The sequence below is a fragment of the Streptomyces sp. NBC_00019 genome, assembly GCF_045041015.1.
In the GTDB taxonomy this organism is placed as follows: Bacteria; Actinomycetota; Actinomycetes; order Streptomycetales; family Streptomycetaceae; genus Streptomyces.
In genome coordinates this window covers 4,133,728-4,149,036 of the sequence record NZ_CP108302.1, presented here as the reverse complement: position 1 = coordinate 4,149,036, position 15,309 = coordinate 4,133,728, and the positions used below count along the sequence as shown (strand labels likewise).

Sequence of the window (15,309 nt, the reverse complement as noted above, 5' to 3'; positions counted from 1 at the left end):
GCGGCATCCCCCTCGGATGCCGCGCCCCTCCCCCGGTTTCCCCCGAGGTGGTGGTGGGGCCGCCCCTACTCGGCCACCGCCACCGGCGGAAGCGTTCCGGTGCGGGCCGCCTGCCCGTACCAGAGCGCACTGGACTTCGGCGTACGCGCGAGGGTCCCGTAGTCGACGTAGACCGCGCCGAAGCGCTTCTCGTAGCCGTACGCCCACTCGAAGTTGTCCATCAGGGACCACAGGTAGTAACCGCGCACGTCCGCGCCGTCCGAGACCGCGCGGCGGACCGCGGCGAGGTGACCGTGGAGGTAGGAGATGCGCTCCGGGTCGTGGACGCGGCCGTCGGGGTCGGGCTTGTCGTCGTAGGCCGCGCCGTTCTCCGTGATGTACAGCGGCAGGCCCGGGGCCTCACGCGTGTAGCGCATGATCAGCTCGTGCAGGCCGGTCGGGTCGATCGACCAGCCCATCTCCGTGCGCTCGCCCGGAGTCTGGTGGAAGGCGACGTCGTCCGCGCCCGGCCACGGGGAGAACTGGCTCGCCCCGTGGCCGTCCGCGCGCGGACCGCTCAGATCGTTGTCCGCCGCCGACACCAGCGCCGGCGTGTAGTAGTTGAGGCCCAGCGCGTCCAGCGGCTGGTTGATCGCCCGCAGGTCGCCGTCCTCGACGTAGGACCAGTCCGTGATCAGCTCCGTCGCCGCGAACAGCGACTCCGGGTACGCCCCGTGCAGTATCGGACCGTGGAAGACCCCGTTGGCCAGGTCGTCGATCTTCCGGGCCGCGGCCAGGTCCGCCGGGTCCTGCGAAACCGGCCGCACCACCGAGGAGTTGAGGCTCAGCGCCACCGAGTTGCGGGCCGGCATCGCCGACCGCAGGGCCGACGTGGCCAGCCCGTGCGCCAGGTTCAGGTGATGGGCCGCCTTCAGCGAGGCCGCCGGGTCCGTGCGGCCGGGTGCGTGCACCCCGGACGCGTAGCCCAGGAAGGCGCTGCACCAGGGCTCGTTGAGGGTGATCCACTGCTCCACCCGGTCGCCGAGCGCCTCGCCGACGATCTGCGCGTACTCGGCGAAACGGTCGGCCGTGTCACGCTCCGGCCAGCCGCCCGCGTCCTCCAACTCCTGCGGCAGATCCCAGTGGTAGAGCGTGACGGCCGGCTTGATGCCGACCGCGAGCAGCTCGTCCACCAGACGCCGGTAGAAGTCCAGACCGACCTGGACCGCCGGGCCCCGGCCCGTCGGCTGCACCCGGGACCAGGAGATCGAGAACCGGTACGCGTTCAGGCCGAGGCCCGCCATCATCGCCACGTCGTCGCGGTAGCGGTGGTAGTGGTCGACAGCGATGTCACCGTGCTCGCCGCCGGCGGTCTTGCCGGGCGTATGACTGAAGGTGTCCCAGATCGAGGGCGTACGGCCGCCCTCCCGCACCGCCCCCTCGATCTGGTACGCCGAGGTGGCTGCGCCCCAGAGGAAGGCGGGGGGAAAGGTCACCGGGGTCGCCGGCGTAGCGGGCTCAGGCATGGAAGCGCTCCCATTGGAGGTCGTGGAGACCGACGGGTAGATGGGGGGAAGGGAAGGGGCCGAGGCGGCGATGACCCGGCCCCCGGGAAAGCAGAGGTCAGCCCTTGACGGCGCCCTGCATGATGCCGCCGACGATCTGCTTGCCGAAGATCGCGAAGACGATCAGCAGCGGCAGCGTGCCGAGCAGCGCGCCGGCCATGATCAGGGCCGTGTCGGGCGTGTAGCTGCGGCCCAGGCCCGCGACCGCGACCTGCACGGTCGGACTGCCGTTCTGGGTGAGCACCAGGAACGGCCACAGGAAGTCGTTCCAGGTCTGCACGAACATCAGCATGCCGAGCACGGCCATCGCGGGCCGGGCGGCCGGGAACACCACGTGCCAGATCACCCGCCAGCTGCTCGCGCCGTCCACCCGGGCCGCCTCGATGATCTCGTCGGGCAGCGCCTGGAGCAGGTACTGCCGCATGAAGAACACGCCGAACGCGCTGACCAGCGAGGGCAGGATCACCGCCTGCAGCTGGTCGGCCCATTGGAGCTTGGCGACCATCATGTACAGCGGGATCACGCTCAGCTGCGGCGGCACCATCATCGTGCCGATCACGATCAGCATCAGCGCGTTACGGCCCTTGAACCGCAGCTTGGCGAAGGCGAACCCGGCGATCGTCGACAGGATGACGATGGTGATCGCCGAAACCCCCGCCACGAACGTGGTGTTGATGAACGCCTCGCCCAGGTTGGCGTCGGTCCAGGCGAGTTCGAGCTTGTCGAAGAGTCCCGAACCGAACCAGAACGGCGGCGGGTTCTCCGCGAGCCGCTGGTTGTCGCGGGAAGCGGCGATCGCCGTCCACACCAGCGGGAACAGCGAGATGAGCGTGAACACGATCAGGATCAGATACGCGATCGGTCCGCCGTGCAGGGTGCCGCCCGCCCGGGCGGCCTTGGGACGCCGTACCCGCTTGGCCTTCTGCGGGGGCGTGTCGGTGGGCGGAGTCAGTGTCGTCGTCACGGCCGGTTCTCCTAACTACTGGCGCGCAGCCGGCGCGAGATGACGTAGTTGACGATCCCGATGACGATGAGGATCAGGAACATCGTCCAGGCGATCGCGGAGGCACGGCCCAGGTGGTGGTTGACCCAGCCCTGCTCGTACAGATACAGGCCGAGCGTCTGGAACTGGTGCTGGGATCCGCCGGAGGCCCCCTTGCTTGCGTCGAACAGCAGCGGCTCGCCGAAGAGTTGGGAGGCGCCGATGGTGGAGACGACCACCGTGAACAGGATCGTCGGCCGCAGCGCGGGCAGCGTCACATGCAGGAACTGCTTCCAGCGGCTGGCCCCGTCCAGGGCGGCGGACTCGTACAGGTCCTGCGGGATCGCCTGCATCGCCGCCAGGTAGATCAGCGCGTTGTACCCGGTCCACCGCCAGATGACGATGGTGGAGACCGCGATCTGCGAGGGCCACTTGTCGTTCTGCCAGTCGATGTTGTCTATGCCGACCTGGTTCAGCGCCCAGTTGATCATGCCGTAGTCACGGCCGAAGAGCAGGACGAAGACGAGCGAGGCGGCGGCGATCGACGTCGCGTACGGGGCGAGCATCGCGACCCGGTAGAAGGTCGAGGCGCGCAGCTTGTAGTTGAGGATGTGCGCGAGGCCCATCGCCATCAGCAGCTGCGGCACCGTCGAGATGATCCCGATGGTCAGCGTGTTCTTCGCCGCGTTCCAGAAGAAGTCGTCGTCGAAGATCCGCGTGTAGTTCTTGAAGCCCACCCAGTTCATGTCGGTGGGGGCGGTCAGCTCCACCTGGTGCAGCGAGGCCCAGCCGGTGTAGATCAGCGGGAACAGGCCGAACGCCAGGAACAGCAGGAAGAACGGCGAGACGAACGCGTACGGGCTCCAGCGCATGTCCCGCTGCCAGCGGCGGGACAGCCTGGCCCGGCGGCGCTCGTCGGCGGAGGGCCCCGCGGGCGGGCGGGCCGGGGCCGCGCCCCCCTCCTTGGCGGGGGGCGCGGCAGCGGTTTCGTGCCCAGTGGTCATACGGGTCACTGGTCCAGGTTGTTGTCGATGGTCTTCACGGCGTTGTCCCAGGCATCCTTGGCGGACTTGCCCTGGGTCACCAGGATGACGCCGTTGTCGGTCAGGCCCTGCTGGATGATCTGGTCCTTCGGGCCGATCGTCTGGACAGGGATGTTCTTGGCGGCCTCGGCGAAGATCGTGCCGATCGGCGCGTCACCGGTCATGTCGTTCTTCGCGCTCTTCACCTCGGTCGAGTCGTACGCGGCCGGGGTGCTCGGGAAGCTGCCCTGGACGCCGAAGAGCTTGGCCTGCTGCTCGGGTGCGGTCAGCCAGGCGGCCAGCTTCGCGGCCTCCTCGGTGTTCTTACCGGACTTCGGCACGGTCAGGAAGGACCCGCCCCAGTTGCCGGACTTCGGCGCCTGGGCGATGTCCCACTTGCCGGCCGCCTCGGGCTTCGACTTGCCCTTGATGTAGCCGAGCATCCACGGCGGGCAGGACATCGCGGCGAACTTGCTGTTGGCGATCGTGGTGTCCCAGGCCGGCTGGAACTGGGTCTGATTGCCGATCAGTCCGTCCTCGGCCGCCTGCGCGGTGAGGTCGAAGGCGTCCTTGACGGCCGGGTTCGTCTTGTAGATGACCTTGCCCGAGGCGTCGTAGAACCGGTCCTTCTCACCACTGAGGATCGACTGGATCAGACCGCCGGGGGAGTCCAGGAACGTGGTGCCCTTGGGCGCCTTCGCCTTGTACTGCTTGCCGACGTCGATGAGCTTGTTCCAGTCACCGGCCCACAGCTTGCCGACCTCCTCGCGGTCGGTGGGCAGACCGGCCGCCTTGAACAGGTCGGTGCGGTAGCAGATGGCCATCGGGCCGATGTCGGTGCCGACACCGATGGTCGCGCCGTCCTTGGTGGTGGCCTGCTCCCACTTCCACTCCAGGTAGTCGCTCTTCTTGCCGTACTTCGACAGGTCGAGCAGCTTGTCGGACTGGGTCCCGACGATCTCGGCGATGTTGCCGACCTCGACCATCTGGATGTCCTGGAGACCACTGTTGGTGGTGAGGTGGTTGATCAGCGCCGGGTAGTAGTTCTCGTTGCGCTCGACGACGGTCTGCTGGATGTCGACGTCCGGGTGGAGCTTCTCGTACTCCTTGTACAGGCCCGACTCCTCGAAGCCGGCGGTGCCGAAGAGGCCGAGAGTGATCTTGGTCTTGCCGCCGCCGCCCTCCGACGACGAGCCTCCGTCGTCGTCTTTACCGTCGTCGGCACAGCCGGCCAGCAGCCCGGCGCCCAGCGACGCGACGGCCGCGAGGACCACCACCCTGCGACGGGCGGTTCGGGTACGTGCTCGCATTGAGTCCTCCTGTTGCCCTGACGTGCCGACCCCCCGGCCAACTGCAGTGTTGGGCCCGTTAGTTCTCGCGGCGGCTCGGGCGGGGAACGTGCGGGATGTGTATGTGTCAGGTACTGTGGGAGCGCTCCCATCAGTGATGAGTTGAAGAGTCGTCGGTCTTGGCGGGGGTGTCAAGGGAGTCGGCGAGGAGATATGTCTTCAGTTATCGGCCTGTTAACTAACTCGGGGGTCGGACACCGGCCGACCCTTTTCGGCCTGTCCGGCATGTGAGGGCGAGGCCCTTCGGGTCGACTCGGAGGTCTGGGGACGGCAGCCCCCAGGGACGCTCACTGTGATGGACAGGACTGTTACATTCCAGGCCAGCGTCAACATACGGCGGGAAGGCGGAGCCCATGGCAACCCACGGAGCGCGGGGCCGGAGCGGTGGCCGGCCGACCCTCGAAGAGGTGGCCGCGCGTGCCGGAGTCGGCCGCGGCACGGTCTCCCGGGTGATCAACGGCTCGCCCCGGGTCAGTGACGCGACCCGCGCGGCGGTGGAGGCGGCGGTCGCCGAGCTCGGCTACGTCCCGAACACGGCGGCGCGTGCGCTGGCGGCCAACCGGACGGACGCGATCGCGTTGGTCGTCCCCGAGCCGGAGACCCGGTTCTTCGCCGAGCCGTACTTCTCGGACATGCTGAAGGGCGTCGCGGCCGAGCTCTCCGACACGGAGATGCAACTGCTGCTGATTTTCGCGGGCAACGACCGTGAAAGGCAGCGGCTGGCCCAGTACTTGGCGGCGCATCGCGTGGACGGCGTACTGCTGGTCTCGGTGCACGCGGACGACCCGCTGCCGGATCTGCTGGCCCAGCTGGAGATACCGTCGGTGATCAGCGGTCCGCGCTCGGTGGCGGAAACGCTTCCCTCGGTGGACTCGGACAACTACGGCGGCGCCCGGCAGGCGGTGGAACACCTGCTGTCCCGTGGTCGCACCCGCATAGCGCACATCACCGGACGCCTCGATGTGTACGGTGCCCAGCGCCGTATCGACGGTTACCGGGACGCGCTGCGCGAGGCGGGCCTGGAGGCGAACGAGAACCTGATCGAAGCGGGTGACTTCTCGGAGGAGGGCGGCACCCGCGCGATGGCCGCGCTGCTGGCCCGCGTTCCCGACGTGGACGCGGTCTTCGCCGCCTCGGACGTTACGGCGGCCGGCGCCCGCCAGGCGCTCCGCGAGGCGGGCCGCCGCATCCCCGACGACGTCGCCCTCGTCGGCTACGACGACTCCGCCATCGCCCGCCACATGGACCCGCCCCTCACCAGCGTCCGCCAGCCCATCGCCGAGATGGGCCGCCACATGATCGACCTCCTCCTCACCGAGATCGCGGACCGCCGTCCGGCGGTGTCGCGGGGGTTGGAGAGACGGCAGGTGGTGCTGGCCACGGAGCTGGTGGAGCGTACGTCGTCGTAGGCGGCCGCCAACCCCACGGGAGCGCAAGGCGGTTGGCGGTCCGCTTCAGGCGCCCAGAGACAGCCGCCAGAGCGTCTCGCCGTCGTGTTGTTCGTCGGTGGGGAGCAGGCCCGCTGCGGTGGCGACCGCCGCTGATGCGGTGTGGTCCGGGTGGATGTGGGCCGTGACGGTCCGGACGTAATGGCGGACCAGCCAGGTCACCAGCCCCCGGGCGGCCTCCGAGGCCAGGCCCTGGCCCTGCCAGGGGGTGCCGATGATCCAGGCGATCTCCGCCTCGTGCTTACCCGTGACCGTGGCCTGGATGGTGCCGATGAGGGTTTCGTCCGCGTGCCGGCGCAGGACCCAGTTGAGCCAGGAGACGGCCGGGTCGGGGGAACCGGTGACCAGACGTTCGTAGCGCGCTCGTAGCTGCTCGACGTTCAGGGGCGCTCCGCCGATGAAGATGTGCAGGGCCGGGTCGGCGAGCACGGCCGACATCTCCTCGGCGTGGTCCACACGCAGCGGGAGGAGGTCGAGACGGGCCGTGCGGATGAGTTCGGTGTGCACGTGGGCTCCCGGGAAAACGAATCAGCCGGTGACCTCTGTATCGAGGTCACCGGCTGATTACTCAGGGTGAGTGACGGGACTTGAACCCGCGACTTCCTGGACCACAACCAGGTGCTCTACCAGCTGAGCTACACCCACCATGACCGGCTTTACTGCTTCAGGTTTCCCTGACCGGCCGAGAAAAAGTGTACAGGGTCCGAGGGGGTGCTCGTGCACGGCTTTTACGGCGCCCCAACGGCGGACCCTGACGCACCTACTGAGCAGGCAGGACGTACTTCGCGGCGATCTTCTTCGCGGTGTCCGAGTCGGGGCCGGGCTGCGGCACGAACACGGCCTCGCGGTAGTAGCGCAGCTCCGCGATGGATTCGCGGATGTCGGCGAGAGCGCGGTGGTTGCCGTTCTTCTCGGGGCTGTTGAAGTAGGCCCGTGGGTACCAGCGCCGGGCGAGCTCCTTCACCGAGGAGACGTCGACGATCCGGTAGTGGAGGTAGTCCTCCAGCGTCGGCATGTCCCGGAGCAGGAAACCGCGGTCGGTGCCCACGGAGTTGCCGCACAGGGGGGCCTTGCCGGCCTCCTTGACGTGTTCCCGGATGTAGGAGAGGACCTGCTCCTCGGCCGCGGCCAGCGTCGTGCCGCCGGCGAGCTCGTCGAGGAGCCCGGACGCGGTGTGCATCTGACGCACCACCTCCGGCATCGTCTCCAGCGCCTGATCCGGCGGTCGGATGACGATGTCCACTCCTTCGCCGAGTACGTTCAGCTCGGAGTCGGTGACGAGGGCGGCAACCTCGATGAGCGCGTCGTCGGACAGCGAGAGGCCGGTCATCTCGCAGTCGATCCACACCATGCGATCGTTCATGCGACCACCCTAAAGCTGACGTCGCCTTTTGGGATGCCCGGCGGTGCAGCGGACCTGAGCGCACGCCCGAACGCCGGACGGGATGAGTCGGTCATCCCGTCCGGCGTTCCGGTACGTCGTTACGATCCGCTGCGCTGTCCCGGCAGGCTCGCCGACAGCTGGGTCGACGGGCCCATCGAGCTCGCCGCCGCCGTACGCCGGGTCTGGAGCGGGACCGGGCCGCCCTCCGGATGGAGAACGGGTGCCGGGCCCACTGGGCCCGTCGCTCCGTCGCTCTCGGTCGGCCTGTCGCTCTGCGGACGCCGCGCCCGGTACGCCGCGCGGTACGCCGCCGGCGACGAGCCCAGCTGGCGGCGGAAGTGCCCGCGCAGCGCCACCGGCGAACGGAAGCCGCAGCGCCCCGCGACCTCGTCCACCGAGTAGTCCGACGTCTCGAGCAGCCGCTGCGCCTGGAGCACCCGCTGGGTGATCAGCCACTGCAGCGGCGCACTGCCGGTGAGCGAGCGGAAGCGGCGGTCGAACGTGCGACGGCTCATGTAGGCGCGCGCGGCGAGCGTCTCCACGTCGAACTGCTCGTGGAGGTGCTCCAGCGCCCAGGCGACGACCTCGGCGAGCGGGTCGGCGCCGATCTCCTCTGGTAAAGATCGATCGAGATAGCGCTCCTGACCGCCGGAGCGGCGCGGGGGGACCACCAGACGCCGGGCCAGTGCGCCCGCCGCCTCGTTGCCGTGGTCCGTCCGCACGATGTGGAGGCAGAGATCGATTCCGGCCGCGGTACCGGCCGATGTCAGTACGTCGCCGTCGTCGACGAACAGTTCGCGTGGATCCACGTGTACCGACGGATAGCGCTTGGCCAGCGTCGGTGCGTACATCCAGTGTGTCGTCGCGGGGCGGCCGTCCAGCAGGCCCGCCGCGGCCAGGACGAAGGCGCCGGTGCACAACCCGACGATGCGGGCGCCCTCTTCGTGCGCCCGGCGCAGTGCGTCGAGCGCGTCCTCCGGTGGTGGCGAGGTGATCGAACGCCAGGCCGGCACGACGACCGTGCCTGCCCGTGAGATCGCCTCCAGGCCATGTGGCGCGGTGAGTTCCAGGCCCCCTGTGGTCCGCAGTGGGCCTTCCTCGCCGCCGCACACCAGTAGGCGGTAGCGCGGCACGCCGGCGTCCTGGCGGTCGATCCCGAACACCGACAGTGGTATGGAACTTTCGAAGATGGGGCCGCCGCTGAACAGCAGCACCGCGACGATCTCCTTGCGGCGTCGCCCGGAAAGTTTCCGGGCCGCGGCTTCCGGCGCGGCAGTGGAGTCGTGGCTCATACTGCTAAGCCCCCCTCGGTGGTCGCGGCTCCTCGGTTGTGTCGCTCCTGCACGTTTCCCCTCGGTCCTGCACGAGTCCCCCGCCGTAAGACGTCAAGATCGAATCTACTGTGTCCAGTGGTGCCGGGGTGACCAGTTCGGCAACCGGCACATTGTCGACATGGCAACTTGGCGTGAAGCATTCGATCACGAAGCGTTGCACTCACGGGCCGTGCAGGGAAGTGCGCCTCGTCGTAGTGGCCAATCCACGTAGGGTGCGAGGGGCCTTGGAGACCCTTTCCGTGCAGGTCGAACGGGGGGTGGGGGGTGGTGGGGGCAACGGATGCGCGGTGGCCGGAAGTTGGCTGAAAAGATACGGGTCCGTGCACGGAAACCGGTCAAGCGACCGGTGAGTTTCCCCCAGTGTGACGACCGCCTCGATGGGCCCCGGTTCCGCTCCTGTGACGACGGCCACGATGGGGCGCGCTCTCCTCGGCGAGCAACCGGGCCGCACCGCGCTCCGACTGGCGCAGCAGGACCCGGCAGACGGCCGTGACGGCGGCCAGGCCGAGGGCCGTGCCCGCCGCACCGGCGAGCGAGGTGCCGTACCAGAGAAGGACCACGGGGACGAGGACGCAGCTGAACACCGCCCAGCGGACCACGTCCGTGGCGGAGTCCTCGGAGGGGGGTCGGTGTCCGGACATCTGTTGCTCCCTGGGGCGTGACTGCCGGGTTCAACGCGTGTTCGAGCGGTCGGTCACTGAGCGTACGGCCGTCAGGACCGTACGGTGGCGTGAATCCTGTGCAAACCGCCTGTACAGCGCAGCAGCCATTGCGTTACGGGCGCACCCTCGTGCATGCTCCCTGGAACCCCCACCGACCGTGCGCGGGATCTGGGCTAAGGAGGCGTGCCGCCGTACCCTTGGGGTATGGGGTTGGGAAGATGATTCCCGGACACAGCTCCGCCGCACACTGTCGTCCCTCCCAAAAAGGATCACAACGCCGAGACAGCCATGGCCGGTCACGAATTCTTTGAACCCGCGGACCGCAAGCGGCCCGTCGCCGACCCCACGGCGGCCGAGCCCCTGGCGGCGGAAGAGCCACGCCATTCCTGCGACCCCGCCTTCAAGCACGGCGTAGTGGTCGGCTTCGACGGCTCCACATCCAGTGAGCGCGCGCTCGCGTACTCCATCGGCATGGCCCACCGCTCCGGCTCGGGCCTGATCATCGTCCACGTCGCCAACCGGCTGCCCACGACCGTGTGGGCGGGCTGCGAGCCACCGGTCTTCGTCGATGTGCCGGACCATCGCACCGAGGTGCTCGGACTCGAGCTCGCCTGCGCGGACTATCTCGCCGAGGTGCCGTGGATCCTCGTCGAGCGCGGCGGCGACATCTGCCATGAACTCGAAGAGGTCGGGCGGGAGTACGAGGCGGACGCGATCGTCGTCGGTTCCACGCACGGACTCGTCGGGCGGATCTTCGGGTCCGTCGCGGGGCGGCTCGCCAAGCGCGCGAAGCGCCCTGTCGTTGTGATTCCGTAACTCGCCGTTGTCCCAGGTGAGATACCGCCTGGGAAGGGCCGGGCCCCCGTTGTGCAGTGCGTAAATCTACTGGCGCGTAGAGGTGTTTGTGCGCTTGTGAAGGGCATATATCGCACACCGCACAACTGCACAGCATGAAGGGAGCCCGCCGTGGACAATGACGTCTCCGCGGGAGCAACCACCACCATCGTCGGCCGACTCGCCCTCGGGATCACCCTCCTGGCGTTCGGCCTCGGCCACACCGACGTGATCGACGGCGTGACAGCCGCCGACGCGGTGTCAATCGCCCAGTACGTGGGCGGAATCGCCCTCTTCGTCGCGGGTCTCATGGCCTTCCGGGACCGTGACACCGGCAACGGTACGGCTTTCGCGGCGCTGGGTGCGCTGTGGTTCACATGGGCCGTCTCGGACGCCGGTTCCGCCAACGCGGCCGGGCTGTTCCTGCTGCTCTTCGCCCTCGTGGCACTGTCTCTCACCCTCGCGGGCGGGGACCAACTCGGGCAGGGTGCCTACGGGTTGTTCTTCGTGGCGCTGGTGCTCATGGCCATCGCTCAGTTCGCCGACAACGACGGGCTCACCAAGGTGGGTGGATGGTTCGCCGTCGCCGCGGGTGCGGTGGCCTGGTACGCGGCGACCGCCGCGATGGCTCACTGGCCGACGGTGCTTCCGAAGCGTGCTGCCGGCCGGGGGGTGACGGCCACCGGCTAACGGGCAGCCGACGCCGGGGTATTGGGCGGCCCCGGCGCATGAGAACGGACCCCCACGTGCAGGTGGCACGCGTGGGGGTCCGTTCTGTTTCGTCGGTGGCTGCGGGTGCGTGGGGGCTGGTCGCGCCCACGCGGCGGAGCCGCAGATTGACACAGCCCCGCGCCCCTTAGGCCAACTATTCGACCGTTACTGACTTTGCGAGGTTGCGCGGCTTGTCGATGTCCCTGCCCAGCACCAAAGCCGTGTGATAGGCGAGGAGTTGGAGCGGGATGCCCAGGAGGATCGGGTCCAGCTCGTCCTCGTTCTTCGGGACGACGATCGTGTGGTCGGCCTTCTCCTGGTCCTGGTGGGCGACCGCGAGGATCTTGCCGCTGCGGGCCTTGATCTCCTCCATGGCGGCGCGGTTCTTCTCCAGGAGGTCGTCGTCGGGGACGATCGCGACCGTGGGGAGGGCGGGCTCGATCAGGGCCAGGGGGCCGTGCTTGAGCTCGGAGGCCGGGTAGGCCTCGGCGTGGATGTACGAGACCTCCTTGAGCTTCAGGGAGGCCTCACGGGCCACCGGGTAGCCCCGGACGCGGCCGATGAAGAGCATCGAGCGGGCGTCGGCGTACTGCTCGGCCAGCTTCTTGATCTCCGCCTCGTTGTCGAGGATCTCGGTGATCTGCTCCGGCAGCTTGCGCAGGCCCTCGATGATGCGCTTGCCGTCGCGGACCGAGAGGTCACGGGTGCGGCCCAGGTGGAGCGCCAGGAGGGCGAAGGCGACCGTGGTGTTGGTGAAGCACTTCGTGGAGACCACGCAGACCTCGGGGCCCGCGTGGACGTAGATGCCGGCGTCCGCCTCGCGGGCGATCGCCGAGCCGACCACGTTCACGACGCCGAAGACCCGCGCGCCCTTGCGCTTCAGCTCCTGGACCGCGGCGAGGACGTCGTACGTCTCGCCCGACTGGGAGACCGCCACGTACAGCGTCTCGGGGTCCACGACCGCGTTGCGGTAGCGGAACTCGGAGGCCGGCTCGGCGTCCGCGGGGATGCGGGCCAGCTCCTCGATCATCTGGGCGCCGATCATGCCCGCGTGGTACGAGGTGCCGCAGCCGAGGATCTTCACCCGGCGGATCTGACGGGCCTCGCGGGCGTCCAGGTTGAGGCCGCCGAGGTGCACGGTGGAGAAGCGGTCGTCGATGCGGCCGCGCAGGACGCGGTCCACGGCGTCGGCCTGCTCGTGGATCTCCTTGTGCATGTAGGTGTCGTGGCCGCCCATGTCGTAGGAGGCGGCCTCCCACTCGACGGTGGTGGGCTCCGACGTCGTACGGGTGCCCTCCGTCGTGTACGTGCGGAAGTCGTCGGCCTTGAGCGTGGCCATCTCGCCGTCGTCGAGAGTCACTATCTGCCGCGTGTGGGCGACCAGGGCGGCGATGTCCGAGGCGACGAACATCTCCTTCTCGCCGATGCCGAGGACCACCGGAGAGCCGTTGCGGGCGGCGACGATGCGGTCGTTGAAGTCGGCGTGCATCACCGCGATGCCGTACGTGCCCTCGATGACGCGCAGCGTCTCGCGGACCTTGTCCTCGAGCTTCTCGGCCTGGGAGCGGGCGATGAGGTGGACGAGGACCTCGGTGTCGGTCTCGGAGAGGAACTCGACGCCGTCCGCCTCCAGCTTGCGACGCAGGTCGGAGGCGTTGTCGATGATCCCGTTGTGGACCACGGCGACCTTGAGGTCGGCCGACATGTGCGGGTGGGCGTTCACATCGGAGGGGGCGCCGTGGGTGGCCCAGCGGGTGTGGGCGATACCGGTCGTGCCCTTGAAGCGCGCCGGGACCTTGGCCTCCAGGTCACGGACCCGGCCCTTGGCCTTGACCATCTTCAGGCCCGCCGTCTTCGGGGACGTGACGACGATGCCCGCCGAGTCGTAGCCGCGGTACTCCAGGCGCTGCAGGCCCTCCAGAAGGAGGGGGGCCACATCACGCTTTCCGATGTATCCGACGATTCCGCACATATATATGTATTCCGTTCCTCGGCCGTTGCGACTCAGCCGTCTCAGCCGTAGACGATGCGGCGCAGCTGCCTGAGCGTAAGCTCCGGCGGCGCGACCGCCCGGTATTTCAGGTCCGCCTCGACCCGTTCGAAGATCTGCGCGTTCACCAAACCCTGGGCCTGGAGTTCGCGGTGGCGGCGACGGACGAAGTCCTCGGTCGTCTCGTCGAAGTAGGCGAGCACGTCCTGGATCACCCGTAGCGCCTCGCCCCGCTGGAGGGGCGTGGATCGCGTCAGATGATCAACAAGTTCGTCGTGCACCCGGTAGATCCTGAAGGACGGGCACGGCTTTCGCAAGAATCCTGCCCGATTTCGGGCAGAAGGCTGTTCGGACACTTAGAACACTTATGGGTTGCCCATGGGAGTCCGTTGGCCGGCTGTTCCCCGGGCCGATGTGTCCGACCAGCAGCTTGTGGAGCCATGGACATTCCTCGTATGGGCGTACCCGAGCAGCTCGCCGAGCGCATGAGCATGGCCGAGCAGCACGAGTACCTGCGCGCCAGATTCTCCCGGCGCACGATGATCAGAGGCGGCGCCGTCACACTGGGCGCCGTCGCGGGCGGCGTGTTCGTGCCGGGCGCCACCGCGCAGGCGACGCCCCTGGCCACCCCTTCGGCCACGCCGCGCACCGAGACGGTCGACGGCTCCCTCGTCGCCCCCTTCGGCCGCCACCTCGCCTTCGGCGCCGACCCGCGCACCGAGCTCACCGTCTCCTGGCAGGTCCCGGTCGCCGTCAAGAAGCCCTTCCTCCGTATCGGCGCCCACCCCTGGGACCTCTCCCGCAAGATCGAGGCCGAGGTCCGCACGCTCTACACACCGGCCGGCGTCGGCGCGAGCGGCGACCACACGCAGTACTACGTGCACGCCGAGCTGAGCCGGCTCAAGCCCGGCAGGACGTACTACTACGGCGTCGGCCACCAGGGCTTCGACCCCGCCGAGCCGCACCTCCTGGGCACCCTCGGCACCTTCACCACCGCCCCCGCGCACAAGAAGCCGTTCACCTTCACCGCCTTCGGCGACGAGGGCGTCGGCTACCACGGCCTCGCCAACAACAGCCTGCTCCTCGGCCAGAACCCGGCCTTCCACCTGCACGCCGGCGACATCGCGTACGCCGACCCGGCGGGCCAGGGCAAGACGGCCGACACCGGCTTCGACTCGCGGGTGTGGGACCAGTTCCTGGCCCAGACCGAGTCCGTCGCCAAGTCCGTGCCGTGGATGCCGGCGTACGGCAACCACGACATGGAGGCCTGGTACTCGCCCAACGGCTACGGCGGCGAGGAGGCCCGCTGGAACCTCCCCGCCAACGGACCCGACGCCAAGAACCTTCCGGGCGTCTACTCCTTCGTCTACGGCAACACCGCGGTCATCTCGCTCGACGCCAACGACATCTCGTACGAGATCCCGGCCAACCTCGGCCTCTCCGGCGGCACCCAGACCAAGTGGCTGGAGGCGCAGCTCAGGAAGTTCCGGGCGGCGCACGACATCGACTTCGTCGTGATCTTCTTCCACCACTGCGCCTACTGCACCTCCACCGCGCACGCCTCGGAGGGGGGCGTGCGCCAGGAGTGGGTGCCGCTGTTCGAGAAGTACACCGTGGACCTGGTCATCAACGGCCACAACCACCAGTACGAGCGCACCGACGTCATCAAGGCGGGCGAGGTCGCCAAGAAGCTGCCGATCGGCGGCACGGCGTACCCCGAGAGCGAGGGCGTGGTGTACGTGACGGCGGGTGCGGCGGGCCGCAGCCTGTATGCGTTCAGCGCGGCGGAGTCCTACGAGGGGCATGAGAACGAGGTCGAGTCCGTCGCCTCGTTCATCAACACCAAGGACGGCAAGCAGAACGAGGCCGTCACCTGGTCCCGGGTGCGCTACCTCGACTACTCGTTCCTGCGGGTCGACGTCACGCCCGCGGCCAAGGGCCGGACGGCCACGCTGACGGTGCGCGGCATCGCCGAGACGGGCGAGGAGGTCGACCGCTTCACGGTGGCCCGCAAGGCCAAGTAGCCCCGGGGGGGCCGTGGAGCCCGTG

General features: G+C 68.8%; 14 protein-coding genes and 1 tRNA gene. 4 read left to right on the top strand and 11 right to left on the bottom strand.

Annotated elements, in window-relative coordinates; genetic code table 11:
• Window positions 1–65: 65 nt before the first annotated feature.
• From OHU89_RS19540 to OHU89_RS19525, 4 genes are all read right to left on the bottom strand, one after another.
• Window positions 66–1,505, bottom strand: a complete 1,440-nt coding sequence (locus tag OHU89_RS19540; RefSeq protein WP_405644578.1) for a GH1 family beta-glucosidase — start codon at window positions 1,503–1,505, stop codon at window positions 66–68.
• 97 nt (window positions 1,506–1,602) lie between these two features.
• Window positions 1,603–2,508: a carbohydrate ABC transporter permease gene (locus tag OHU89_RS19535; protein ID WP_405644576.1), complete on the bottom strand. Its 906-nt coding sequence runs from the start codon at window positions 2,506–2,508 to the stop codon at window positions 1,603–1,605.
• Window positions 2,509–2,519: 11 nt separating this feature from the next.
• Window positions 2,520–3,530: a carbohydrate ABC transporter permease gene (locus OHU89_RS19530; protein ID WP_405644574.1), complete on the bottom strand. Its 1,011-nt coding sequence runs from the start codon at window positions 3,528–3,530 to the stop codon at window positions 2,520–2,522.
• 5 nt (window positions 3,531–3,535) lie between these two features.
• On the bottom strand, window positions 3,536–4,858 hold the full coding sequence (locus OHU89_RS19525) for an extracellular solute-binding protein (RefSeq protein ID WP_266892005.1): 1,323 nt from the start codon (window positions 4,856–4,858) through the stop codon (window positions 3,536–3,538).
• 392 nt (window positions 4,859–5,250) lie between these two features.
• Here OHU89_RS19525 and OHU89_RS19520 point away from each other — a divergent pair, with 392 nt between their 5' ends.
• Window positions 5,251–6,306 carry a LacI family DNA-binding transcriptional regulator gene (locus OHU89_RS19520; RefSeq protein WP_405644573.1) on the top strand — a complete coding sequence of 352 codons (1,056 nt, stop codon included), beginning with the start codon at window positions 5,251–5,253 and terminating at the stop codon, window positions 6,304–6,306.
• A 45-nt stretch (window positions 6,307–6,351) separates the two neighbouring features.
• Here OHU89_RS19520 and OHU89_RS19515 read toward each other — a convergent pair whose 3' ends face one another.
• The 5 genes from OHU89_RS19515 to OHU89_RS19495 all read right to left on the bottom strand — a co-directional run bounded on the left by OHU89_RS19515 (window position 6,352) and on the right by OHU89_RS19495 (window position 9,704).
• Window positions 6,352–6,852 carry a GNAT family N-acetyltransferase gene (locus OHU89_RS19515; protein ID WP_405644571.1) on the bottom strand — a complete coding sequence of 167 codons (501 nt, stop codon included), beginning with the start codon at window positions 6,850–6,852 and terminating at the stop codon, window positions 6,352–6,354.
• Window positions 6,853–6,917: 65 nt separating this feature from the next.
• Window positions 6,918–6,990: transfer RNA gene (locus tag OHU89_RS19510), tRNA-His, on the bottom strand.
• A 115-nt stretch (window positions 6,991–7,105) separates the two neighbouring features.
• Complete coding sequence (orn, locus tag OHU89_RS19505; RefSeq protein WP_405644569.1) at window positions 7,106–7,708, bottom strand: oligoribonuclease; 603 nt, start codon at window positions 7,706–7,708, stop codon at window positions 7,106–7,108.
• 119 nt (window positions 7,709–7,827) lie between these two features.
• Window positions 7,828–9,021, bottom strand: a complete 1,194-nt coding sequence (locus OHU89_RS19500) for a helix-turn-helix domain-containing protein (protein WP_266892012.1) — start codon at window positions 9,019–9,021, stop codon at window positions 7,828–7,830.
• 377 nt (window positions 9,022–9,398) lie between these two features.
• On the bottom strand, window positions 9,399–9,704 hold the full coding sequence (locus tag OHU89_RS19495) for a hypothetical protein (protein ID WP_405644567.1): 306 nt from the start codon (window positions 9,702–9,704) through the stop codon (window positions 9,399–9,401).
• Between the two features lie 309 nt (window positions 9,705–10,013).
• Between OHU89_RS19495 and OHU89_RS19490 the strand changes: the two genes are divergently transcribed.
• Together OHU89_RS19490 and OHU89_RS19485 are read left to right on the top strand one after the other, a co-directional pair.
• Window positions 10,014–10,541, top strand: coding sequence for a universal stress protein (locus OHU89_RS19490; RefSeq protein ID WP_046260901.1), 528 nt, complete (start codon window positions 10,014–10,016; stop codon window positions 10,539–10,541).
• Window positions 10,542–10,691: 150 nt separating this feature from the next.
• The gene (locus tag OHU89_RS19485) at window positions 10,692–11,249 is read left to right on the top strand and encodes a GPR1/FUN34/YaaH family transporter (protein WP_405644565.1); all 558 of its coding nucleotides are present in this window, start codon (window positions 10,692–10,694) and stop codon (window positions 11,247–11,249) included.
• A gap of 175 nt (window positions 11,250–11,424) precedes the next feature.
• On the opposite strand, the gene glmS is transcribed toward OHU89_RS19485, so the two are convergent.
• Window positions 11,425–13,242, bottom strand: a complete 1,818-nt coding sequence (gene glmS, locus OHU89_RS19480) for a glutamine--fructose-6-phosphate transaminase (isomerizing) (protein ID WP_405644563.1) — start codon at window positions 13,240–13,242, stop codon at window positions 11,425–11,427.
• A gap of 41 nt (window positions 13,243–13,283) precedes the next feature.
• Window positions 13,284–13,541 carry a hypothetical protein gene (locus tag OHU89_RS19475; protein WP_266892021.1) on the bottom strand — a complete coding sequence of 86 codons (258 nt, stop codon included), beginning with the start codon at window positions 13,539–13,541 and terminating at the stop codon, window positions 13,284–13,286.
• Window positions 13,542–13,715: 174 nt separating this feature from the next.
• Between OHU89_RS19475 and OHU89_RS19470 the strand changes: the two genes are divergently transcribed.
• Entirely contained in the window at window positions 13,716–15,284 is a 1,569-nt protein-coding gene (locus OHU89_RS19470) for a purple acid phosphatase family protein (RefSeq protein ID WP_405654564.1), read from the top strand.
• The last annotated feature ends 25 nt before the right edge of the window (window positions 15,285–15,309 follow it).